Origin of the sequence: Pseudoalteromonas sp. C12FD-1 (assembly GCF_037414265.1) — a bacterium.
GTDB lineage: Bacteria > Pseudomonadota > Gammaproteobacteria > Enterobacterales > Alteromonadaceae > Pseudoalteromonas.
This window is the reverse complement of sequence record NZ_JBBEVD010000037.1, coordinates 77,400-99,962: the sequence shown is the minus strand read 5'-3', so window position 1 is coordinate 99,962 and position 22,563 is coordinate 77,400. Positions and strand designations below refer to the sequence as shown.

The 22,563-nt window shown below is 37.3% G+C and carries 19 protein-coding genes and 1 pseudogene; 8 read left to right on the top strand and 12 right to left on the bottom strand.

Translation table 11 applies throughout. The features are described 5' to 3' along the window. Positions 1–31: 31 nt before the first annotated feature. On the bottom strand, positions 32–490 hold the full coding sequence (locus WDB87_RS02995) for an Lrp/AsnC family transcriptional regulator (protein WP_337848975.1): 459 nt from the start codon (positions 488–490) through the stop codon (positions 32–34). Between the two features lie 128 nt (positions 491–618). On the opposite strand from WDB87_RS02995, the gene WDB87_RS02990 reads away from it, so the two are divergent. After that, positions 619–1,503: an EamA family transporter gene (locus WDB87_RS02990; protein WP_337848974.1), complete on the top strand. Its 885-nt coding sequence runs from the start codon at positions 619–621 to the stop codon at positions 1,501–1,503. Positions 1,504–1,941: 438 nt separating this feature from the next. Here WDB87_RS02990 and WDB87_RS02985 read toward each other — a convergent pair. Beyond that, positions 1,942–2,304: pseudogene (locus tag WDB87_RS02985) on the bottom strand (TIGR02391 family protein). Between the two features lie 148 nt (positions 2,305–2,452). On the opposite strand from WDB87_RS02985, the gene WDB87_RS02980 reads away from it, so the two are divergent. Then, positions 2,453–3,808: a DUF4041 domain-containing protein gene (locus tag WDB87_RS02980; protein ID WP_337848973.1), complete on the top strand. Its 1,356-nt coding sequence runs from the start codon at positions 2,453–2,455 to the stop codon at positions 3,806–3,808. A gap of 243 nt (positions 3,809–4,051) precedes the next feature. Further along, a complete protein-coding gene (locus WDB87_RS02975) occupies positions 4,052–5,080 on the top strand; it encodes a DUF4041 domain-containing protein (protein WP_337848972.1) in 1,029 nt (342 codons plus the stop codon). 1,076 nt (positions 5,081–6,156) lie between these two features. Here WDB87_RS02975 and WDB87_RS02970 read toward each other — a convergent pair. Genes WDB87_RS02970 through WDB87_RS02955 form a run of 4 tightly spaced genes read right to left on the bottom strand, consistent with a single transcriptional unit; the run spans position 6,157 to position 11,067 of the window. After that, the gene (locus WDB87_RS02970; protein ID WP_337848971.1) at positions 6,157–7,488 is read right to left on the bottom strand and encodes a hypothetical protein; all 1,332 of its coding nucleotides are present in this window, start codon (positions 7,486–7,488) and stop codon (positions 6,157–6,159) included. Continuing rightward, positions 7,488–8,438 carry a TniB family NTP-binding protein gene (locus WDB87_RS02965; RefSeq protein WP_337848970.1) on the bottom strand — a complete coding sequence of 317 codons (951 nt, stop codon included), beginning with the start codon at positions 8,436–8,438 and terminating at the stop codon, positions 7,488–7,490. The genes WDB87_RS02970 and WDB87_RS02965 overlap by 1 nt, the downstream gene beginning before the upstream one ends. Beyond that, entirely contained in the window at positions 8,432–10,459 is a 2,028-nt protein-coding gene (locus WDB87_RS02960; protein ID WP_337848969.1) for a hypothetical protein, read from the bottom strand. The genes WDB87_RS02965 and WDB87_RS02960 overlap by 7 nt, the downstream gene beginning before the upstream one ends. After that, positions 10,456–11,067, bottom strand: coding sequence for a TnsA endonuclease N-terminal domain-containing protein (locus WDB87_RS02955; protein WP_337848968.1), 612 nt, complete (start codon positions 11,065–11,067; stop codon positions 10,456–10,458). The genes WDB87_RS02960 and WDB87_RS02955 overlap by 4 nt, the downstream gene beginning before the upstream one ends. Before the next feature lie 684 nt (positions 11,068–11,751). Here WDB87_RS02955 and WDB87_RS02950 point away from each other — a divergent pair. Next, on the top strand, positions 11,752–12,075 hold the full coding sequence (locus tag WDB87_RS02950; RefSeq protein WP_069438783.1) for a hypothetical protein: 324 nt from the start codon (positions 11,752–11,754) through the stop codon (positions 12,073–12,075). A 376-nt stretch (positions 12,076–12,451) separates the two neighbouring features. Next, positions 12,452–13,042, top strand: coding sequence for a hypothetical protein (locus tag WDB87_RS02945; RefSeq protein ID WP_337848967.1), 591 nt, complete (start codon positions 12,452–12,454; stop codon positions 13,040–13,042). Positions 13,043–13,211: 169 nt separating this feature from the next. Here the strand turns inward: WDB87_RS02945 and WDB87_RS02940 are convergent, their stop codons facing one another. The 4 genes from WDB87_RS02940 to WDB87_RS02925 all read right to left on the bottom strand — a co-directional run bounded on the left by WDB87_RS02940 (position 13,212) and on the right by WDB87_RS02925 (position 16,725). Next, entirely contained in the window at positions 13,212–14,819 is a 1,608-nt protein-coding gene (locus WDB87_RS02940) for an LA2681 family HEPN domain-containing protein (protein WP_337848966.1), read from the bottom strand. 112 nt (positions 14,820–14,931) lie between these two features. Continuing rightward, positions 14,932–15,708, bottom strand: a complete 777-nt coding sequence (locus WDB87_RS02935; RefSeq protein WP_337848965.1) for a hypothetical protein — start codon at positions 15,706–15,708, stop codon at positions 14,932–14,934. Positions 15,709–15,787: 79 nt separating this feature from the next. Then, on the bottom strand, positions 15,788–16,012 hold the full coding sequence (locus WDB87_RS02930; RefSeq protein ID WP_337848964.1) for a hypothetical protein: 225 nt from the start codon (positions 16,010–16,012) through the stop codon (positions 15,788–15,790). 131 nt (positions 16,013–16,143) lie between these two features. Beyond that, on the bottom strand, positions 16,144–16,725 hold the full coding sequence (locus tag WDB87_RS02925) for a hypothetical protein (RefSeq protein WP_197107430.1): 582 nt from the start codon (positions 16,723–16,725) through the stop codon (positions 16,144–16,146). Positions 16,726–17,466: 741 nt separating this feature from the next. Between WDB87_RS02925 and WDB87_RS02920 the strand changes: the two genes are divergently transcribed. Next, positions 17,467–18,858 (top strand): phospholipase effector Tle1 domain-containing protein, encoded by a 1,392-nt coding sequence (locus WDB87_RS02920; protein ID WP_337848963.1) that lies wholly within the window; start codon positions 17,467–17,469, stop codon positions 18,856–18,858. Between the two features lie 387 nt (positions 18,859–19,245). Here the strand turns inward: WDB87_RS02920 and WDB87_RS02915 are convergent, their stop codons facing one another. After that, on the bottom strand, positions 19,246–20,505 hold the full coding sequence (locus WDB87_RS02915; protein ID WP_337848962.1) for a Y-family DNA polymerase: 1,260 nt from the start codon (positions 20,503–20,505) through the stop codon (positions 19,246–19,248). Continuing rightward, positions 20,490–20,906, bottom strand: coding sequence for a LexA family protein (locus WDB87_RS02910; protein ID WP_138684705.1), 417 nt, complete (start codon positions 20,904–20,906; stop codon positions 20,490–20,492). The genes WDB87_RS02915 and WDB87_RS02910 overlap by 16 nt, the downstream gene beginning before the upstream one ends. Before the next feature lie 230 nt (positions 20,907–21,136). On the opposite strand from WDB87_RS02910, the gene WDB87_RS02905 reads away from it, so the two are divergent. Beyond that, entirely contained in the window at positions 21,137–21,646 is a 510-nt protein-coding gene (locus WDB87_RS02905; RefSeq protein WP_337848961.1) for a hypothetical protein, read from the top strand. A 136-nt stretch (positions 21,647–21,782) separates the two neighbouring features. Further along, complete coding sequence (locus WDB87_RS02900) at positions 21,783–22,517, top strand: endonuclease (RefSeq protein ID WP_337848960.1); 735 nt, start codon at positions 21,783–21,785, stop codon at positions 22,515–22,517. Positions 22,518–22,563: the final 46 nt, after the last annotated feature.

The following is a 22,563-nucleotide window of genomic DNA, read 5'->3' as shown; positions in this document are numbered from 1 at the left end:
ATAACACGCAGAATATGCAACACAGATAAAGTCATATAGAAGGCGGAACTGCACCATGTGCTTTTGAGTGTTTTAGAACAACCGAGGTTCTAAAATATTTCACACTGTCATCTTTGTGTAAAACTCGGTTTGTGAACTCATCGAATGCATCCGTATCGGTAGATAGCACCTGTAAAACAACATCGTGATCACCAGTCACAACCCAAGAATTCACCACTTCTGGTTCCTTGTTAACTCTTGCCAAGAATTTATTGACAATAGAATTGTGATCTCTCTCGAACGTGACCATAACTAACATACTCAATGACCACCCCATATTTTTGGGATTGACTATAGCCACTTCACGCTCAATCACACCGCTGTTTCTCAAATGCCTGACCCTACGGTAACAAGCGGGCTCTGAGAGGCCGACTTTCTCTGCTATCGAACTCATAGCGGCTTTTGCATCAATCTGCAGTTGCTCTAGGATTTTCATATCTAACGCATCCATGTAATTCAAGTCCTCTTTTAAAACAAAATTGATAAAAATTATTGAAATGACATAAATATTAACCCATCAATCCAGCCATTTAAGATAAATTTTATCTAAATTCATCATTACTTTATAGAGGTAGGCCTATGTATCTTAAATCAAGCAAGTTCGAGATTAGTGCGGCAGCCACTGCGATCCTGATTGCCATGATCTTAATTACAGCAGGGGCTTCAATTGCTAAATCCATGTTCTCAACTCTAACCCCAGAGAATATAACCGTTCTTCGTCTGATCTTATCCGCGATAATCTTGTTTTTTGGGCTGAAAGCTTGGGAAGTTCGCTTTGTGAGAAAAGGTTTCCTTATAGTGCTTGCTTATGGCGCTGCGGTAGCGGGGATGAATTTTTTTTTCTATCTAGCGATAAAAACGGTTCCCGTTGGCGTTGCGCTTGCCATCGAACTTACAGGCCCCTTATGCGTTGCTGCCGTTTACTCTCAGAATCGCTTGGATTACATATGGGTACTATTAGCTGCAATTGGTATCTATTTTTTATTACCGTCGTCATCACAAGTGAGTGACTTAGATATGGTGGGGTTACTTTATGCGTTAGTTGCCGCATTTTTCTGGGGAACTTACATCCTTGTGGGCAAGAAAGCGGGAAAACACTATGGAAGTAAAGCACCTGCATTAGGTTTGATCTTTGCTTCATTGTTTGTAATCCCTTTCGGAGATATAACCGCTGCATACGTTTCTTTGGATATCGAGGTAGTGCTATGGGTCGTTGCTATTGCATTACTGTCGAGTGCGCTTCCTTTAATGCTGGAAATGTTTGCATTACGTAGATTACCTACGAACACATACGGTGTGTTGACGAGTGGGGAGCCACTGATTGGAACAATTGTTAGCTTTTTAATACTGGGTGAACAGCTAACCCTTCTTCAGTGTTTTGGTATCGGAACTATCGTTATTGCCTCTATCGGTACAGTGCTATCACCTTCTTTGCATAAGCCAATTATAGAGACTGGCCAGTAACTAGCATATCGCCATAAATTATTGGACTCAATTGGTTGTGATGAACGCAGCTAGGTTTAGTTGATAGCCATGCTCCTTAGTTAGCTCGCATAAAAATGCAGCCTGACACTATCAGGCTGGATACTCCAATTTTGGCAGTAAGAGTAAGTTTTCGCCTCAGTTTCTCTGTGGGTAACTATGAGAAAAAGTTCGGTTACTTCAGTGGCGCGATCCGTCACTGAGGAATTACGTTAAGAAGAAAAGGGGCAAAGGCGAGTTATATTTATAACCCGTCTCTGGACAAAAATGAGTTATGACGAATGCGTGCTTTGTGCCACAAGCGGACATTTGTAACGCCGCTATAAAAGACGCGCGTTAGCGCGTCCAGTGGAGGCCGTTCTTTGGCCGGAACGATTTTTGATAGCCTTGTTAACACGGGTGTTACACACAATTTTAGCTTTAATGGGCATTGTCTAGCTTCCTGTGAATAAATGATACCGTAGACAAAATATCCAGTGCATCTAGCTCACTCATGGGCCACGATGTTTTTGGCGCACGAGCTACAGGATTCCTAACTGCGCCAAACAACCCTACAATCATATTGCTAAAGCCTTTTTGTTCACTGATTTCTGTATCTGTTCTCAGAGCGTTTATCTTTAAGATTGGGTGCTTAACAGAAAACGCGGTATTAAATAGATCTGCGCCATCTGTTGTTAAAGATGACATATTGCGAATTCATTCTGCAATACCCTTTACGGCTTCAAGGACAGCATGAAAGTAATTTTCATCGACTAGTTCAGCCCGACAATAATTGAAAACCACTACACGTTAATAAATGTAAAAGCTGAGCATGTTGATATGGTAATTATGGTTTGGATTTCGACAAAAGTGCGATTAAGGAAGTTCCTGTTCGGAGGTAGTGTTGAATATATTCCATACAAAAGATAAGGTAATCCAAAAGCATAATAAAATGAAGGGAAATATGATTGAGGGAATAGACATACACGTTTACTTATGGGCGCTATTTTGCGGAGCCATAATTGTTCTCGCCATCAAAGCGAAATCTAATCACACGAAACGAATTGAACAAATTGCTGAAATTCAACGTCAAAAGGAAAACCTTGAAAAGGAATCTGTTGAAAATCAGGTTGCCAAACTTGAAGGTGAGTTAGAAGAAGTGGAAAGGAAAATCACTTCTGGTCAAGAACATTTTAAAACACTCGAGGAATCCACTGAGAAGCTTGAGCTAGAGAGACAATATATCGAAGTTGGATTACTGCCACCTGTTTATAGTTTTGATGACAGAGAGGAACTTAAAGCTCAAATCAATAAATGTTATGCGGATCAGTATCGTGTCATAAGCAGAGGCCTGGCAACAGACGCATACTCAAAATGGGAATGGTTTGGCTGCGATAAAACTGGTGCACGAATGGTCGAAGATTACCGATATCTTTCGCTCAAAGCATTCAATGCAGAATTTGATGCCATACGAAAAACAATGCGCCATTCAACTTATGATACGGCGGTTAATAAACTACATCGTGTAAACGAACAACTTGGTAAACTGGGCGAGACGGCTAATGTAACCATCTCAGAAGAATTCTTTAATTTGAAAATCAATGAGTTAAACGCTTGGCATCGAGAACTTTTATACAGAGAAAGACAGAAAGCGGAGAGGAAAAAACAACAAGCTATCCTCCGTGAGCAAAATAATCAATCCGGAGATGAAACCGATGACCTTGAAGACGAGATATCTTACCGGAGCTCTGATCTGAAAAAAGCCCAAGCCTTAGCTTTAAAACTGCACGGGGCAAGCGCTAAAGTCATGGAAGAAAGAATCCAAAAGATGAAATCTGAAATTGCCAAGTTAGAAAATAAATTTCAACGCGCAACCTCGCAAGCACAGATCACAAAGGTCGGCTACATATATGTCATTTCAAACCTAGGTAGTTTTGGAGAGGGTGTTGTTAAAATCGGAATGACTCGTAGACTCGAACCGATGGATCGCATTAATGAACTCGGTGACGCAAGCGTACCGTTTAAATTTGATGTGCACACGATGGCATTTGTGCAGAATGCTCCAGAAATAGAAAAGAAACTTCATAGAAAGTTTGACGAACAACGAGTGAATGTGGAAAACAATCGAAAGGAGTTTTTCAAGGTAAGCCCCCAGCAAGTAAAAGCTGCAATGGACGAACTGAATGTGTCAAGCGACTGGTACTTTGATGTAGAAGCCAAGGAATACAGAGAAAGTATTTTGATTCGTGAAGCAATGAACAAGCAATCGCACGAAAACCTAACTGGGTCAATTCCGGCATCAATATAAGGACATAACCATGCTCATAACAATTATATTATTCATTTGTGCATTAGGTGCATTTTTCTTGTGGAGGAAATCATGCGCAGCGCTTGAAATGGTCGAAGCAGATGGTAAGAAAGTTAGAGATGCGTACTTCCCTGTATCGAGGGCAGAAGACAAGCTAAAACAAATTAAAGAGAAATATTCAGACTTACAGATAAAGTACAATAAGACATTCAGCAGACTACGTGACAACAAAAAAAGCTTTCATTGTACAACCTTGGCGTGGGTACTTCTGATGATACTTCTTACGCATTTATATCGGAAACGAAAGAAGTCAGAAAAATTGAAGCAAAACTTGCTCAAGTTAAAGAAGACTTAAAGGAAATGGTAAAAAACAAAACAGCTTGTATCTGCAGTATGAGTAAAGATGTAAGAGTTAATGGTCGCAAAGCTGGCGCTACAAAACTATTCAATCGTGAAATAAAACTCCGGATCCGCTGTTTAGATAATGAGTTTAAAGCGGCATGTTCAATGGTTGATTGGAACAACATCAATAGGCTATCTCAACGCGCCCGTGAAACATTCGACGATATAAACAACTCAGGCCGTATAGTTAAGACGCAATTGTCTGAAAGTTATTTCAGGTTAAAGAATAAAGAGCTCCAACTAACATATGAATTGAACCAGATCAAAGCTGACATCAAAGAAGAACAACGTGAGGAAGCACGTATAGCGAAAGAAGCAGAGCGAGAAGAAAAGCGTATAATTGATGCTGTGAATAAAGCTAGGAAAGATCGTGAGATTATGGAGAAGCTGGTTGCGCAGGAGTTGAGCAAACTAGAGTCCAGCTCTGATGAGCAAAAGGAACTGTACGAGCTGCACAAATTGGAACTGGAAGTGTTGAAGAAAAGAGAGGTTCGCGCACAATCGCTCGCTCAACAAACACGAGCTGGTTACGTTTATATAATCTCTAATAGGGTATCATTTGGGGAGGGGATGGTAAAAATTGGCATGACTCGAAGAGCAAATCCAGATGAGAGAGTCAAAGAACTCGGAGATGCTTCTGTACCAGAACTGTTTGATGTCCAAGCATATATATATTCGGAAGATGCCCCCAGTTTAGAGAAATTTCTACATAACGAATTCAGCAAACAAAGAGTCAACCTAGTAAATCATCGCAAAGAGTTCTTTAAAGTGGATGTTCAAAGCGTTGTTAAGGCACTCGACAATTACCAAGAAGATTACGAGATCGAATTGGAGCCGCATAAAGACACTTACACGTTAGCAGTGGCATAGTGGCAAGCTGCTGTGGTAGCTTTTGCATTGCGCTAGCAAGGCGTTACCAACATCTTTCTCTAGCACAGAGCGGTTCTTCGGCTCTAACACGTTTTGGGGCAGAAACGAGTTACGGCTGATAGTCGGCTTATGGCACAGAGCAGACCGCCGGTAATTTTTGAGTGATGCAATCGACAGTTGTGACTGGCCAAGAGTCGAGGTTCTTTACGTAATGAAAAATAAAGATGCGATGTCGATACTCTGGAAGGCATCGGCCTAAATAGACTCTACCTCGAAGTAAACCATAAATAGCCAAATTATCATTTAAAACTAGTTACCTTCATATACGTTTGTAAGCGATTTTACGTTGATTAAGAAATTTACCTAATAAAAAACATAATTATTTTTAGAGTGTAATTCAGCTAATAAATCTCAATTTAAGTGCCGAATTTTATAATAAATCAATAACTTCTCAACGTGCCTTGAATTCTCGACTTAAGTGGCACTGATCATAAATGATCAGCGCCATATAACTTGAGAATCTCAGCCAAGTAATAAGATTTCAAAACAATAACTTAGCTTGTGTTCTTTATGGGTACTTCGCCTCTTAAATTGAGAATTATTTATAGCTAAAAACTGCCCCAACACAAATTCTCATCCAGCCAAAAAGTTCTCATTCTGCCTTGCAGATTCTCATTCTGCCACTGAAGAACTCTGACTTGATTTTAATGAGCACATAATTAAGTAGATTCTGTATTCGGTAAATTAGTGGCGAACACTATACGCTAATATTTACTTAGTAAAAGTGTAGTAAATCGATTAGAAAATGGATTTTTAAGATAAAGAGAAATGAAGCCATTTAAGTGAAAGCTAAAATGCAGATATGCGAAGCTTCATTTGTAATGTTGAGTTAATTCAAATTTGGTTTGATTTAGGTTTAGTTATGGATGAAGTTACTAAACCTTTATTAAAAAAGGGAAAGTTAAACTTATTGATATTCAGTCGGTTAGTTTTAGTGAACTGCCGGTATTGTTATTAATAAAGCATAGACCGAGAACAAGTCTCGGCCTAAAAATTAAAGTTGAAATTACAAAGTGCTAAATGTCGAGTGATAGCTGTTTGTTTTGTGTTTTCGCCAACTTCAAAGTATCACAGTTATGTATACGTTTTGAATTATTGCCATGAATATAAATGGGCCTGATCTTACCGGTATTAATCAACCTCATTAGTTCTACCTTTGGTATACCAGTGACTTCAGCTACGTTTGCAATGGACATCGTTTTATCTCTTATAAGCTGAGTGTGTAATTTACAAAAGGTATCGAATGCTTCAGGCAAAACGTGTATGGAATGCATCAAGTCTAATGAAGGTTTGTAACTTATTGATAAATCATTATTTTTAGCGGCTATCAGTACGTCAGTTATACAGATGTTATGAATAGCCATTAAGCGATGTAGCTCAGAAAGGGGGACGTAATCTTTATTGTGACTGAACTCGGCTAAATAGGTATAAACACCTGATATTTCAACGCGAGTATCTGTTCTTAAAGCCTTTTTTGAATCAGTTCTTATTAACCCAACTTCGACTAAAAGAGCGATTTGTCTAAACGTTATCCCAATTATAGAGGAGGCTGTTTGAGCTTCAATCCAAAGTTGAGTAACTGGATCTTTTGAACGAATATACTCGCTATTATACATGTCATATAGTGTGGATAATGACCCCCATTCACACAGCAAATTCTGAACAATAATTTCAATTTTGTGAAATTCAATGTTCAACGGTACATCTTTTGGTAAACGTTTGGCCCTTTCACTTAAGAATACTCTAGCGCTATCTGGGTTATTAAGAATATCAGCTGCTCTATTCAATAATGTGGAGGTAATCTCCTTTGGTGGGAAACTCGTTCGTGTATTACTATCGTCAACTATCACTTTCGCTATGAGGTATGCATCGTGGACTTGTTCAGGGGATTTTAATTGTTTATTCAATGGCATATGCGTTAAATGTAAGCCGCACAAAGGTGAGGTGCAGCGACCATTTAGAAGATTAATAGTAAATTGCAGCGGTGAGTTGCAATGAGGGCATTCGGATAACAAGGCACACTCATGAATAATACAGTGTCGTAAAAATGGATTTTGCCATTGGGCTCTAAAATACCCATATTGGTTAACACAATCTGGGCAAACTTGTGGCGTTAGCAATCTAGCATGTGTCCAGCACTTTATCTTTAATGATGATAAAGTGCGAGTAGTAGGCATAAGGTGATCAAGGAGTTCGTTCTTTGTTGATCTACCTTTGATGATACTGGTTAGCATAGCTTTATTGAGTACGCGAGATTCTGATTGTATGCCATTTCTTTTAAGTAAACGAAGTACATACCCAATAGCTGACTCCGCTTCATAGTGAGAGGGTTTTATTGGAAAGCGCATTAGCATAACCCCGAATAGAACTGACTTCTAAGGTTTTTATCTTGCTCATTTAGATATGCATCTAACTGTTTTTTTGTTAAAAGTTCATAATCAAACGGATTGATAGCTCCAATTGCATATTTCTCAAAGTTTTCGAATAAGGCCTCTATAAGCTGTTCATAGTTTTTTGCATTTCGTGTGTTATTACGTAAAAACAAATCGCGCATTGTACTCATAGTGTGTTCACTGTACGCAAGGTAAATACGATCAAGTAGCTCACTGTGCTTATCCTTTGTTAAATCTGGTAACGCAACTTGTTGAATGAACCAATTACAGCAGGCAATCCAGTTATTCGTTTTAGGAAGGATTGGCTTAATTTCAATGGGGCGCATTTGTCGACGAGACATCTGCTCGTCATCGTCAAATTTACCGGCGGTCCTACCAAATGTAATAAGACGCTTAGCACTACTTGTACCGGCGAAAATAATCGAACAACGGATCTTGTTACTATCGATAAGGTAGCAAAAATATTTAATAATTCGTTGAAACTCTATTCCATCATAACTTGAGGCAATATTTTGAATTTCATCAAGAATTATTAACTCCACTTCTAGGTCTCTGAGAAGTGTGATAAGTTGAGCGTCTAATTCAGCTGCAGTAGTGCGAGAATGTTGCATTGTTCCGTCTAGCTCTGAAATTAAAAATCGAGTTATCTCCGCAGTACTTTTTTTAAACTCCTTAAAAGCGACATAAAAGATTGGTTTTGTCGTTTTTTCAGGTGTAGTCACAGGTAAAAACTGAGCGTGATACTGCTTTAATATATACGTCTTGCCAGCCCCCGAGGCACCATAAATAAGTTGAGCTCGTTTATCCTCTGAAGGTACATTATACATATTGTGGATTTCCGCTATCCTCTGCCATATTTTCTTTTGTATGTCACATGCGAAAATTGTACTTGGCATAGTTACCATTGTTTTTCATTTCCTTCATCATCATTATAACGGGTAGAGGCCATTTCTCTGGTTTTGCTAACTATCGTATCTGCGTAGGTATCTTGTTCACCTGAGTGTGATATCTGTGATTTAAGTTCATTCACTTTATGAGATTTTTTTATTCGCTCTTCAATGGATAAGTTTTCAGTCGTATTTTTATTGAAAGACGCTACCTTCGGGCCTCTGTGCTGTTTGCGTTTGGGCTTTTGCTTTACGAATTCAGTTATTTCACCGACATAGTGACCAGTAGGGGTATGGGAGAAAGTATCTGTATATATTCCGAGTTGGGTCAGGGTTTGATTGCCGTTTAGTTCAGCAAAGCTGACTGGTAGTTTCATATCATGATGGTCAATATTATCAGCCACTATTTCCACAGGGTTGTTCTCGCCAGGCAGTGTTGCTTGAACTGTTACTTTTCTGGCATCTAGGTCGTCATGAAACACATAAACAGAAGGGTTTTCACCCAGCTCCATGTCTGTTTTAGTAGCCGCGTATAGTTGTTTTAGCTCATCACTGTAATAATCTTGACTTAAACATCTGATAGTTCCACGTTGCTGTAATTTATGTGAGGCCTGGGCTCTGGACACGTGGAAGCAATGTTGTAGCTGATCATATGTGAATGAAGGCATAGGCGTATCAATAATGGACTGATTCCATTTTTTGATAGGCGTATGGCCAGCCTGTTTATGGTGTTTGTGCATGTATTCTGTCAAAAATATATTCAGTAGCTTTGTAAAATCAGATACCTTTATATCCGCACGTTTAGCTAATGGAATTGTGTCTAGTGAGTTCGGGTTAGTACGTTTTCCTGAATAACTTTGAAATCCAATACTCGTCTCACCACTTTGCGTTTCAATCTTCATACCCGAAAAAAAGTGATCTCTTAATACATTAAAAAATGACTCAATGAATGGCTTCTTAGAAGGTTGATTTGATGGTGTATAATGAATATTTAACTCAAGTCGCTCCGCAGCTTTTTTTATCAAACGATTATTAAACCCTGGACCATTATCCATAATCAATGTAGTCGGTTTTCGGCCATTCATTGTAAGATTACTATCCGCCATAAATAGTTGACGTAAAAGGTTAAGCCCACCTGCAGCGTTTTCAGGTTCAAAGCTAAGCACTACAGAGATAGGTGCGCGTGTGTATACGTCTATTGCAACATACAAAGAAATAGGCGGTGTCGGTAGACCTGTTTTATCATCAATTAAACACATATTTAGCACAACACGGTCGCATTCAACGCGTTGCATTGCGTAATAGGTTTTTATTCGTTTACGTAGCGTTGTTAGTCGCTTATTGATTTCCGCTTGTGAAAGACCTTTAAAATTAGCAAGCTTTTCAGCATCAGTAAGCTCTTGTAACCGGCGGTAAAAGGTGCGTTGTGATGCGATTTGAATCTCATTATTTTTCAAGCTAGCTTCTTGCGCTTCTCGTTTATAGTTACTGTAATATGCGCCTTTGAAAGCAGAGTTATTACACGAATAGACGGTAGCGATGTAGTGTTGTATGAAAGCCTCAGTGGCCGCATTTAGCCGTATAGGGCTATTACGCTTCACTCCCGCAAGCGCCTCATCATTAAAATCTGATTGAACCCATACCCGCCAATGGCGACATACCGTTTTCCATTGCGGGTGTTTTGTGGCAATAGTTGCAGGATGTTGGCTCTCGACTCGTTTGATGAGCTCATCATATGTCTTCTTGGTTGTAGCAGGGTATCCTTCACTAACTAGTTCTTTCAAGATAGATTGATACATCAATCGTGATGTAACCGTTAACTTTTGATATTCTGTTAGTTCAATATGTGGATGCTGTGCGCTTCTTAATACAAAGCCCTGAGCATCAATTGTTTTCTCAAAGTCGTCTCGAAGCAATAGTCGCTTCTTAGTCGCTATACCATCACCGGAAAGGAGTATTGATGTACTGTCAACAAAGGCAATAGATTCAACGTTACCGTACTTATTAGTCAGGTCTGTACCCGCAGCATATCCAATCATTTGATGTGACCTCGCATCAAAGTAGTAGAGGCGTTTAACGGCTTCTCCATATCGAATTTATATACATTAGATGCAATTAGTCCATAAGCCTCTGACACTGGGTTTATAGCTATACCCTCTAAGCACTCAATGAGTTCACCTAAGGTCAAATTTCCATCAGGCAGCATTGTTAATGGGAATGAATGCTCCGAGTAATACATTGTTATCAGATTAAGGTTCGCCATAAAGATGGTATTGAGCTTATCGACGATAATTAATCGTATACCTATCTGTGCCTTTTTTCGGGTGTACTCATTAAAAACATGAATTTTGGAGTGATACTCTTTATCAACCTGAGACTCATGATGAACTTCAATATATTCAGCGAAGCCAGAATGATATTGCACTAAGAAATCGGGTGTGTAGCGGTAAACTTTTTTGTCTATAGTCACTTCTATTTGTTCTGGTTGGGTGGCAAACAACTTCACATTAGGATCGCATTCCAGTTTAAAAGCCAGGATCAGCTCCTGAAATGACTCGGGATTAAGAACGCACTGATTTTTATGGGAGTAAAATCGTATAACAAATCGACCTCTGTGAACGTTAGCGTTCGTCTTTGTAACGGTCATAATTTTACTCCCCAAAAAACAAATGTCTTTACACTATAGATAATGGGTGGTAAATTTAAAGGTTTACCTTTGAGATATTCGATCTTGGTAAGCATTTTTACATTATTCCTTTCGTCATAATTAGGCTTATCAATCCTTGGAGCCAATGAAAATTTTGTTTTATTTTCAAGGGTTAATCTCACTTTAAAATTCAAAAGTTAAGTTCAATGTTTTTTCTACGAACAAATTATTTATTCTCAAAAAAAATTTATCTTTAAAGTACTGTGAAGGTTTCTCGAGTTGTTTTTACCTTATCCAAACCGATTTTATGTTTGTGTTTAACATGACGTTGTTATGTTCAAGTAAAACACCCAAAGCGAAATTAATATTCAGTGCTGCTCCTAAAGCTTAAATTTAAAATTCACACCTAGACCCAGTAAAGTCGGTGCTTTTTAAAAGGCAGTCGCTATGATTGCAAATATCGCAAAAATAAAGAAGCATAAACTGGTCTGACCTCTCGCAATCTTCTTACAACGTCTTTGATTTGGGTTTTAAAATTCAAAAAAGTGCCAATGAAATTAATCCTGCGTTAATATAAGCTTTAATGTTTTTAGTGTTTTCTAAGAAAAATTAGGGGGTGTTCTCGTTTATTAAGTTAAGGTTAATGGTGGTTTTAGTTTTTTTATAAACGAGAGGGAGTGATATATGAAACACAAGCCAGAAGGATGGGTTGTTTTAACGTTTCAAACTATTGATAGCAAACCCTGCTATGTGTTGTTTTGTTCGTGGAAAAATGATGATGAATGGAGAGTAAGCTCAGGTTCAATGGTTCTACCTCACTTATCACCCTGTGGGAATTATTGGATTTGGCCTCAAATATCAGGCTCTGTATATGAGCTTCCCGTTGATGAAGAAAATGGCTATACCTTCTACACCGGCGCTGTATTAGATGAATTGTTAGTAAAAGGGTATCGCGATGGCACTCAGCTAAAACGCATTGCACTTAAAGATATCATGGAAGATAAATAAGGTGATTAGCGCCTTCTAATTAGTCTATTATATTTTACTTTTGAAGGTCATGAGCTCTTCATCATGGAAGATACTTAGCGGCTTTGGTAGGCAAAGATGAGAATCTGTATTATGTAAATGTTGCTAGTTTTACATTAAAAGCTAATAAATGAAAACAGTAAAAGCTAATAAACGAAAACATTAAAAGCTAATAAACGAAAACATTAAAAGCTAATAAATACAGTATAGGTATAACTAACGCGAACTCTCTTATTAGTCCAACCTAATAATATTGGCTAATATCCAACGTGATTTGGTTGGCTTTGTAGTACATGCCAGATAATCTGGCTTCAATAAATGTTAATAAACACAAATCTTACTTAATAAAGGATCACTTATGGGAAAGGAACTCGATATTTATAAATTACATAAACCAGATAGAACATACGATATTATTGATCTAGATATTGTATCGATGGCAGACCAAATTGCCGAAGAAAATAACCTCAGTTTTAGAGAGGCAGTGATATTAGCCAAGTTTGGTTTTCCTAGCGGCAAAACTAAAATAGCGGATATAGTCACAAACGGATTTAGCTGCAAAGTTGAAAAAGAAGCTTTAAAGCAAGCCTTTGATGTTAACTTATTTGCTAATTACCTTATTTTGAACCATAAAGCATACAATGCCTTAGGAAAATATTTAAAGGTTTACGGGGAATTTATACCTCTCAGGTGTGATAGAGAGCTAATTTTATTTAATCCACTCGTTTTCGAAGGTGAAGACGAAACTCTCACTAAAAAGGCTTATCTGAATGGAATTGAGGATGGCCTCAAATCCTTATCATTTAAAACAGACAAACATCTTGTCTTTAAGTCATACATACAAGGTGGGACAGCACTTTATTGTAATGCTGCGTTTAAATCTCTAGTTAATGAAAATAATTTAAGCGGGCTTTCTTTTAATAGTAACTTAGTTAGCATTTTTGCTTAACAAAATAAGTGCGTATTTTATTCATTGAACAGTATCACATGAATAAGTCTTAACTTAATCTGTCAGGTTTGGTTTTTAGTTTTGATCAAATCTGACATTCGCATATGTGCCATTTGCGGACGGTCAAAAGTTAAGGTTTAATCCCTTTGGCTCCATCAACATGTGCTTGTTATAAATCTTGCTCTTCAAATATATAATCTTGTCGATAGATACTATCAGGAAGATAAATACCCCCATCTTTCTTTTCGTTTAATGCTTTATCACGCACTGCAAATACAAACGAAAATATTGCAGATCTTGTTAATTGCAATATACGTCGAAGATGTTCAATAAAATCATCTTCTTTGATAAATACTATGTTATTCATGAATTCGTAAGACTCATAGATATCACTTGGAGCCTCGCTCTTATGAACAACCACAAACTCATGCTCCAAGTCATTTCTTAACTGTTTCAAAAATGACCACTCACCATCTTTTTTGTCATTCAAATCAGTAGCAATACTATACAAAGCTAGAAGTCCCGGACTTTTAATGCTATTAAAAAGTTCTCTTCTACTGTCACGGTCGAGTTGCCAAAAACTTTGGAAATAGACTTTTCCATTGGGGGGATAGAGGTCAAATAGCTCGCAAATAGCTATACCTATTTTGTCCAATATACCGAAGCATGATCGAAAAGAAGTTCTAAGCTTCTCAACATCTATACCTAGTAACTCATCATTAAAAAGCTCTGAAAAACATGAGTCGTGAAGTAGTTCAAAATCACTCTCTGTTGTAAGGTATTCAAAATATAAATGTCGTGAGAACGCAAACTCTGACTTTAACCGATTAAGAACCATTTCCATCGGAATAACAAAATCACCAACCACTCCTCCGGCAGTAGGTATAGTTAAATTATCTCTGGAGCTTCCTATACATGGACAGTACAAACCATGTTCAGATAAACTTAAGTTATTGTCTAAACAAAATTTTCTGTAACTACTTAGTTTTTCGTATTCATCTTTAGTTTTTTCTGAATCATGTAAATCAGGTTCAATACCAGCATCTTCACAAGCTTCGCTAATCTTATTTTCATGAAAAGCAACCTGTTCCTTATAATGGTCATGCCACATTGGAGGAATCTGCTCTGATAAAAGTACATTTTCATACCCATTTTTAATCTGTTCCAGCATTTGTATAGTAACTGTATTCGAAACTTGGTTAAGTATCATAAGAGTTTCAGATCTATTGATCCACGATTGGGGGATATCTTGATTTAATGAATTAACTAGGTCGTAGCACTCCATAGCCTCAACTATTCGAAACTGCTGTTTCAAGGAATTTCCTAAATTGACAATAAAGGTTGGCTCAAATTCTCCAGCATTCTTATCTCTGAATAATTTGGTAGCCTTCCAAAGGTCTGTTTTTATCTCTACAAGTTGCTCAATCGTAGAGAAGGTATGGTTAAATGGGTTCTTCTCACTGATTAAATTTGATTTTGCATTACTCAAATTGTAAAAATAGGCATCTTCTCCAATCTGTTCGGCTATCTCATTCTTATGCTCATTGAGAATATTCAAACCCTTTTGAGCAGAGTCAGCACATGGTTTCATGTGCCCAATATCAATAAATATACTGGCAACATTAGATATAATTGTAAAAAAATGAGCACTTCTCTTAGTATCTTCATTGACTTGTTGAAACAAAATATCGGCACCGTTCATAGCCTCATCAAACTGCCCAATACTTACTGCCTCTGACAGTCTATTTAACTCTATTGCTATGACCTTTATTTCCATGAGAATTCCGATTGTGATTTATAACGCCGCACTCAGCGGACTAAAATTGTGGGTTATAATGTGTAGCGGAGCGAAACGTAACCCACTGTTATATTTGCGTTCAAATGCCTTTTTAGCCCTTTAAAAATGCACCAATTTGATTTGGCATTCTAAAAGGATATTTATCATTGAATGCACTTAAGCTTAAAAATTTGATGATTTCACATGAATCATCGAATGCTTTTTTTGCATTTACAATAGAGCATTGTTCTTGCCAGCTTGCTTGAAGAGGAGGTATGGACTCAGAGGAGAAGCTACTATTATCATCTGCTTCAATCCAAACTGAACTTGAAACGAATTCAGACCTTCCATGAGCTAATGAATTTCTTAGATTAAATAAATGTTCTATTAGTTTTCGGTGCTCTTTTTTTTTAGTGTCATCAGCATATAAAACTTCAGATAAAGCGAAAAATTTGGCTTTTGGAGAAAATCTTATTTTATCATCTATTTCATAGAATGATTTTCCGACACATAATCGGTTAAAGTCTACTTTTTTTCGACCAAATAAGTTGTCATTAAACACACCTATTAGGTTATCCAACTGCTCTTTAAATCCATAAGCAATAGCAACTTTATCGTTTATATGAGTGCCTTTAACTGATTTGTCATCAATAACATCAAAGAAATCAGAAGGAGAAGAATCAAGTACTTCGTTTACCCTAGCTTGCAAATCAAAGATCAATTTACAACTTAGGTTCAAATAGCTTTCCACCATAAATGCAGTTAAGGCCACCGCAGTAATTCCCCCACAAATATTACCATAACCTTCAAATTGAAATGATCGCCTTGTTGATTCATAAAACCAACAATGAGAATAGATATCTCCAGAGAGATGACCACTGAATGACAATTTATACTCTCCTATAAAAGGCTAACGCCGCATTAAACCGTTACTAATCCGACTTTATTGCCTTGTTAGCCATAATTAACTAGTTAATTAACTTTACTTCGAATAGCCTTTTACAGTCTCGACCTGTACTTTCTTTACCTTCACAACTAAATTGAGCAACATCAAATTTAGCCGCAACATTAGGGTTATTACATAATGGGTTTGTGCAAATTACAGATGGGTTTATATCGGAAAAATTAAAGTAAGATTTTCCCAGTTTCTCTGTATAGTTGTATTCAGTTATTTCGACTTTTTTATGAGACATGATTATTCCTTTATGTTCTTTATGGCTAACCCCAAAATAACGGGCTAATAGTGTTTGGCAATAATTTTGTAACGCAGTGACAAAAGCCAAACAGTATTTGTCCTTGTAGATTTTTCTTGTAAGGCATGCATTTACGCAGACACATATATTTCTGACTTACCTTGTGAACCATCAGGATTTGTCCATAAAACTGTAGCATTAAATCCCAAAGGAGTGTCATCACAAATTGCGGCTATAAAAGAAACATCGCTGCCAGAACCGAGAACAGATATAGGAAGCTTTTCTTCCACTTCACTACTGATGAGTGGGCTAGAATAATTTGAAGGAATATTTAACTCAAAGGAAACATTTTTAGCATTTTGCTGGCTATTATTTGATAAGAAAAACTTATAGTTGTTACTCGAAACCTTTCTTAAGTCTAAACGAACAGATGCTTGTAACTTTTGGGTCTCTTCTTTTTCAAATGACTCTAATTGCTTTTGGGATAATGTAGCTTGTGCTTTTTGCAACTCGACTGTACTTTGTAAAATTTTCTTTTCACTTTCAATTAGTTGCAACTGTTTTTCTGCTAACTTAGATTGTGATTTTTGCAGCTCAATAGATTCCCTTTGTAGCTTGCTCTGATCTACCTTAGTGAGCACACTAACAAAAACGGCTAATAGCGCAACAACAATTGCCCAGTCTATTGAAGCGAAAAAGTCATTTAATTCCACCAAACTCTCCTTGTATACATAACCGCTTATTGAACACCATTTTTTGGTGCTTTATAACACACCAAAATGGCCTATATTACATACCATGATAATTTCACCAATAATTACCTTTGTAAACAAGTAATTAAAATAGCTAGAAATTAAGCATGTTATTTTGCCCCAAAACGGCGTTTAATAATGTTATTGGACAAAATTAGATTTCTACTTAAAACACATGAATAAATTTAACTTTTTAAGTGTCCGGTTATCGCTCAAAGCTGCCGAGGAACTGTCTAGTGAAAGCTGGGAAGTCCAAACTGAGTTACCAACTGTCTAGAAAAACCTAGGAAGCCCAATATGGAAAATATTATCACAGCCTTTATAAGTTTCTTGAGACTAGCAACTTGATAATTATGAAAGTCGAAAGGGGGGGCAATTCGTTTGATTGCAGTTCCAAAATTACATATACATAAAAGTCTACGAAAAAGCTGTACTCAATTTGGTAGAGTTACATTTGCACAAATGTTGAGGGCACTACGCAGGCGAAATTTGTAGTGCTAAATATGCAGCAATGTGGTGATAGTTGAATTCATAAAGGTAATACTGTTAATTTAATTGGAATAAAGTAGTAATAATAGCGCATACTTGTTATGTTTTTCGCGCCCTAATCTTAACTTTATTGTCTAATTAAAAATGCACTTATTAAAGAGAAAATCACTTCTCCTGCTTATAATTATATTAACATTACCTTCTTGCACTAGTATGTTTTCAGGAGACACTCCTTTACCCGTAACTTTTGAAGAGCGAAAACAGGTTAGAAATGCAGCATTATACCTTCAAGTTCCTCGTTGGGTTTCCGAAACATATGACAAACAGATTAAATATTATGTAATTGCCTTTGATGGTACCGGAAATGATAAAGATAACATTTACGGTAATTCTAGACAAACAGTTGTTGCCCATCTCTTCAACCTTCTTACTAAAGCTCATGGTTATAACGGACAATATTACAAAGGTCCAGGTACACAAAAAAATTTCTTTCCACGCAAGCTAGATTCAGCCCAATGTTATAGTTGTAAAAGTATAGCAAAGAAGGCACTAAGAGACTTCGAAAAATATTTAAAGAGAAGCATCGATCACAGCTCAAATACTGAAGTTCGAGTCATTACAATTGGTTTTAGTCGCGGAGCTGCAATTGCCAGACACTTTATGAACAATGTTGGTAATAAGTTTCAAACAAGTTTATATTCAGATAAAAATATACAAGAGGCTCCGTTAGTCCGTACTATTGGAATACTATATGATACTGTTGCAACAAGTGTTGAGGATGAGCTGCAATTAGAAATAGCACCTTCCACAGATTTTTTATTACACTTCATTGCAAAAGATGAATCGAGAAGATTATTTCCTGTTATTAGGGATTTTGATATTGATTTTCCGCCCATGTCTGGGAGCTTACAAATGCTCGATGTCAATCACTGTGCCTCCCCTGAAATATATACTTCTGAAAGAATGATTCATATAGCTTTACCAGGGGCGCACTCTGATATAGGTGCATCTTACAAAAGCGGACTCGGTAATTATTATCGCGTTTACGGAGAAGTCGCTCTTTCTAAATTAGGCCTAATTGATAAACCTTATTTTGTCATAGAGGATGATACCTTTACTGCTGGTAAACACGATTCTCGCGGGATGTTCGATATTATCTCGGATTTCATTTTTGGAAAAGAAAAACGGGGTGCTAAGCAAAAAATCTCAAAAGAGCTAAGTAAGAAGGAATTTGATTTACTCAAAGTTAGGCTTCAAAAAATGCATCTTGATATGAATGGATTTAACTATCAAATAGATAGTAAAGGTACTGGTTCAATAGTATTTGATGTCAGAAAGCAAGGAAACTCACTCCAATTCCTAGGTACATACAATTTTATAAACAAAGTGCGATTCAAATATGATGCAAAATCAAAACAGCGTTCAATCATATATTCTTTTCCGAAATCCTCTATGGACTCGATAATTACCATTTCTAACAAAGTTTGGAACTCAATTCCAGAAAACCAAAATACTCGCTTAGAACTAGTTGAGCTACATAGCCATAAAGCTCATGCTATTTACTTATTTGTAAATTGTCAGTTTATGGAGGTATATATCAACTAGCTTGGGCAAATAACTAATTTCAAAAATTTTAACTAACCAGTACTTATTAATATATTTAGACTAGTTTCTTGTACGCCATTGGCAAGGTTTTTTAAGGACTACCTTTACTTTTCGCGAACAAAATAGAGCATTAACTTGAATAGCTATGCTATATATTACTGTGTCGCGGCTTTAAGCAGGTGAACTTACAGCCATAAACGAACATTCAATCGTAGAACGTGTCTACCCCAAAGAGGGTTAACGTAATTGCTTTAAAAGACTGCTTTAAACGAGCCGCGGGCATTGACAAGCTAAGGCAATACTCATTTTATTAAAGAAGTTTCTAATAAAGAACCACTGTGTTTGTATAGAACAATTATATTCAATACTTGGTTTACCCTAATTAATTCAATCACATTTTATTATAGGGATATCTGTCCAACGAGTCGTATAATGTGGCGATAAGAAAGCTCGTTTCATATTCCAATTCTGTGTTAGCTTTTCACTGCCTATTGATAAAGTTCCTACACCATAACGTTTATTTATAGTATCTAAGCATTTCATCATTTTAGGTTTATCCTCACTCACAGAGAACATATCGGCTTGCTGAAATGATTCACTTTCTAATTCTATAGCTCCTATACCGCAGCGATAAAAGCGCGTATCCGGTTTATAAATTTCATCAATAACTTCAGAAACAGCCTTAGCTATAACGCTGGTGTCTGATGTCGGTATGGGAAATTCATATAGAAGTGATTTTTTGTAGTGCTCATCTTCATGTGGCGAGCTGGCAGCAAAAATAACTATACGCTTTGTTAATGATTGTTGTCTTCTAAGTTTTCGCCCAACAATGGCGGCATGCGTTACTAAAGCCGATTTTAATGTCGTTAAATCAATGACTCTTTCACCAAAACTTCTTGTTGAGTATATTTCTTTTTTATCTTGCTTTACTTCATCCCAACTTAAACAGGCAATACCATTTAATTCGCTGACCGTTCTCTCTACGACAACACTGAACATACGCCTCATTGCTTTAGGGTTTTGGCAAGCCAAGTCCCAGGCAGTATTAATTTGCATTAACTTAAGCTTTTTTCCTAAACGAGAGCCGATACCCCAAACATCGGTAACATCCATGCGCATGAGTATTTCTTTACGAGATTTTTCATCGTTAATAACGGCCACACCGTTGTACCCAGATAGTTTTTTTGCTGCATGGTTGGCCGCTTTCGCTAGGGTAGGTGTTGTGCCAAAGCCTGCACCAACGGGCAAACCTGTTTCTCGCCAAACTGCTCGGCGTATCGTATGTCCATAGTCAGCCCAGTCATTGATGATTTTAGAGAAACCAGTAAAACGTAAAAACGATTCATCAATACTATAAACATAATGGTCATCACAAAACCGATTTATAACAGTCATCATTTTTTCACTTAAATCAGCGTAAAGCTCATAATTTGAAGAGCGAACCACGACATGGTGCTGTTCTAAATAGTTTTTAATCTTGAAGTAAGGCTGAAATTTGGGGATGTTCAACTTTCGTGCGATAGGGCATATGGCGCAAATACATCCATCGTTATTTGTAAGTACTACAACCGGTTTTGAGCGAATCGAAGGGTCAAATACCTTCTCCGCACTTGCGTAAAAAGCGACAGCATCTACGAGGGCAAACATCGACTGAGCTCTATTTTGTTTTTGTGTAGGCGGATACTGGTTGTGACTACACCTTCGAGTTTGAAGTCATCTTCAGGTGAAACATAAACAGATTTGTAGCTTTTGGATGCTGAGATTAGCAAGCGGTTTGTTTTATCTATTATTTTACAAACAAACGACCCATTATAACTCGCAACGACTACATCGCCTGAACTTACGTCTTCAGCTCTATCAACAACGAGCAAGTCTCCATCGAAAATCCCTACATCTTGCATCGATTGACCTGAGGCCAGCCCTATGAATGTGGCGTTAGGATGCTTGATAATTAGCTCATCGATAGAAATACCTAGCTCTGTGTATTCTGCTGCTGGAGATTCAAATCCCGAAATCCCTGCCTCAATATAAATTGGAATAACGAACATACACACCTCAAATACTGTTTGTATATACAGTATAATTTAAGGTTTAAATTAAGCCAAGATTCTTTTTGTGAAGATGATAGTTTTATTAGAGCTGATGTAAGCAGGTTTCATTCTTTAATATTAAAAACCCTTTTAATAACAATTAGTAAAATTTGCATCCTTACGTTAAAATTTAGCGAAGGAATAATGAGCTTACTCAAAGCTTATTTTAATTATGGAATAATTTACTAATGACTTTAGTTAAAAACACTATTGTATCTTTTCTGATACTTAGCTTTATTACTGGCTGCTCAGCCTCTAGACACGCCATCATTTCCGGTGACTCTGAATTAACAGATGCCCAAGTGTGTCGAAACTACCTCAATGATAAAGATATCCTTACTAAAGGTTATATCGCTGAGGATACTGATGAAGCGAACTATATTTACGCGCTTAACAAAGAAGTTGAATATAGAGCACTAACCGAATACAAATGTGAGATTTTAGCTGCGCAAGACAGAAAAGAAATCGCTCAAGGCGTTATTGCAGCAGTTGTTGCGGTAGGTGTCGTCGTTTTAGCTGTTGCTGCGGCAGAAGCTGGCGGGTCAAATAACTATTCTTCTGGTTATGCGTGGGACCAGTTTTATGATGGTAACTACAACTTAGTTTGGCGTTGTCGAGATAAGTCTACAGGCCAATTTGCCTATAACAGCGCTTGCTCTGGACAGTACAAAACTGACAATACTTGGACTGGTAAGTAACTTTTCCATTTAATTTTAAGAGTATAATATCTAAGCTCTACAACAAAAATTGTCAGTCACCACAAATGAGAACTAGCTTATTAACTCACTTATTATATGTGACATATTTAAACCGAAATAGGTACCAAGAATCATAATGAAAGCATCAACAATTACACTGTTATCAATACTTATTTTCTCTGCTGCCTCTTCTGCAAACCAAGAAATCGACTCTTTCAGCAAAGCTAAACGACTTCTAGAAAAGCAGGTATATAACAACCACCGCGTTACACTTTACTGTGGTGCGATATTTGACGCTAATAAAAAAGTAACCGCGCCGGAGGGTTTTTCTACAACAAAGTACGTCAAACGAGCTAAAAAAATTGAATGGGAGCACGTTGTTCCAGCAGAAAACTTTGGTCGTACTTTTAGCGAATGGCGAGATGGTCATAAGCAGTGTGTAAATAGTAAGGGTAAATCATTTAAAGGTCGACGATGTGCGGAAAAAGTAAATACAGAATATCGTTTTATGCAAGCTGATATGTTTAACCTTTATCCGGCCATTGGCGCTGTGAATGCTCTCAGAAGCAATTATAACTTTACTATGCTTCCAGCAGCTCAAAGCGACTTTGGACTTTGTGCGATGAAAATTGACGAGAGAAAAGCCGAGCCACCTGAAATAGCCAGAGGGAAAATCGCACGTACTTATTTGTATATGGAAAAAACCTATAAACGATACAACATGAGTAAAGCGCAACGCCAGCTGATGAATGCCTGGGATAAAATGTATCCTGTTGATGCTTGGGAGTGCACCAGAGCTGAGAAGATTTCAAAGCTACAAAAGAATCAAAATGATATAGTTAAAAGCCGCTGTGAGAGTATGGGTTTCTAACTATATTGTTTTGAAGTGGCTGTATATTCAAATAAAGCTTTCAAGC

Excerpts from the sequence above, each read along its gene's own strand:
- WDB87_RS02995 (WP_337848975.1), bottom strand. The coding sequence starts at position 490 with ATGGATGCGTTAGATATGAAAATCCTAGAGCAACTGCAGATTGATGCA.
- WDB87_RS02990 (WP_337848974.1), top strand. The coding sequence starts at position 619 with ATGTATCTTAAATCAAGCAAGTTCGAGATTAGTGCGGCAGCCACTGCG.
- WDB87_RS02980 (WP_337848973.1), top strand. The coding sequence starts at position 2,453 with ATGAAGGGAAATATGATTGAGGGAATAGACATACACGTTTACTTATGG.
- WDB87_RS02970 (WP_337848971.1), bottom strand. The coding sequence starts at position 7,488 with ATGCGCTTTCCAATAAAACCCTCTCACTATGAAGCGGAGTCAGCTATT.
- WDB87_RS02965 (WP_337848970.1), bottom strand. The coding sequence starts at position 8,438 with ATGGTAACTATGCCAAGTACAATTTTCGCATGTGACATACAAAAGAAA.
- WDB87_RS02960 (WP_337848969.1), bottom strand. The coding sequence starts at position 10,459 with ATGATTGGATATGCTGCGGGTACAGACCTGACTAATAAGTACGGTAAC.
- WDB87_RS02955 (WP_337848968.1), bottom strand. The coding sequence starts at position 11,067 with ATGACCGTTACAAAGACGAACGCTAACGTTCACAGAGGTCGATTTGTT.
- WDB87_RS02950 (WP_069438783.1), top strand. The coding sequence starts at position 11,752 with ATGAAACACAAGCCAGAAGGATGGGTTGTTTTAACGTTTCAAACTATT.
- WDB87_RS02945 (WP_337848967.1), top strand. The coding sequence starts at position 12,452 with ATGGGAAAGGAACTCGATATTTATAAATTACATAAACCAGATAGAACA.
- WDB87_RS02940 (WP_337848966.1), bottom strand. The coding sequence starts at position 14,819 with ATGGAAATAAAGGTCATAGCAATAGAGTTAAATAGACTGTCAGAGGCA.
- WDB87_RS02930 (WP_337848964.1), bottom strand. The coding sequence starts at position 16,012 with ATGTCTCATAAAAAAGTCGAAATAACTGAATACAACTATACAGAGAAA.
- WDB87_RS02920 (WP_337848963.1), top strand. The coding sequence starts at position 17,467 with ATGTTTTCAGGAGACACTCCTTTACCCGTAACTTTTGAAGAGCGAAAA.
- WDB87_RS02915 (WP_337848962.1), bottom strand. The coding sequence starts at position 20,505 with ATGTTTGCCCTCGTAGATGCTGTCGCTTTTTACGCAAGTGCGGAGAAG.
- WDB87_RS02910 (WP_138684705.1), bottom strand. The coding sequence starts at position 20,906 with ATGTTCGTTATTCCAATTTATATTGAGGCAGGGATTTCGGGATTTGAA.
- WDB87_RS02905 (WP_337848961.1), top strand. The coding sequence starts at position 21,137 with ATGACTTTAGTTAAAAACACTATTGTATCTTTTCTGATACTTAGCTTT.
- WDB87_RS02900 (WP_337848960.1), top strand. The coding sequence starts at position 21,783 with ATGAAAGCATCAACAATTACACTGTTATCAATACTTATTTTCTCTGCT.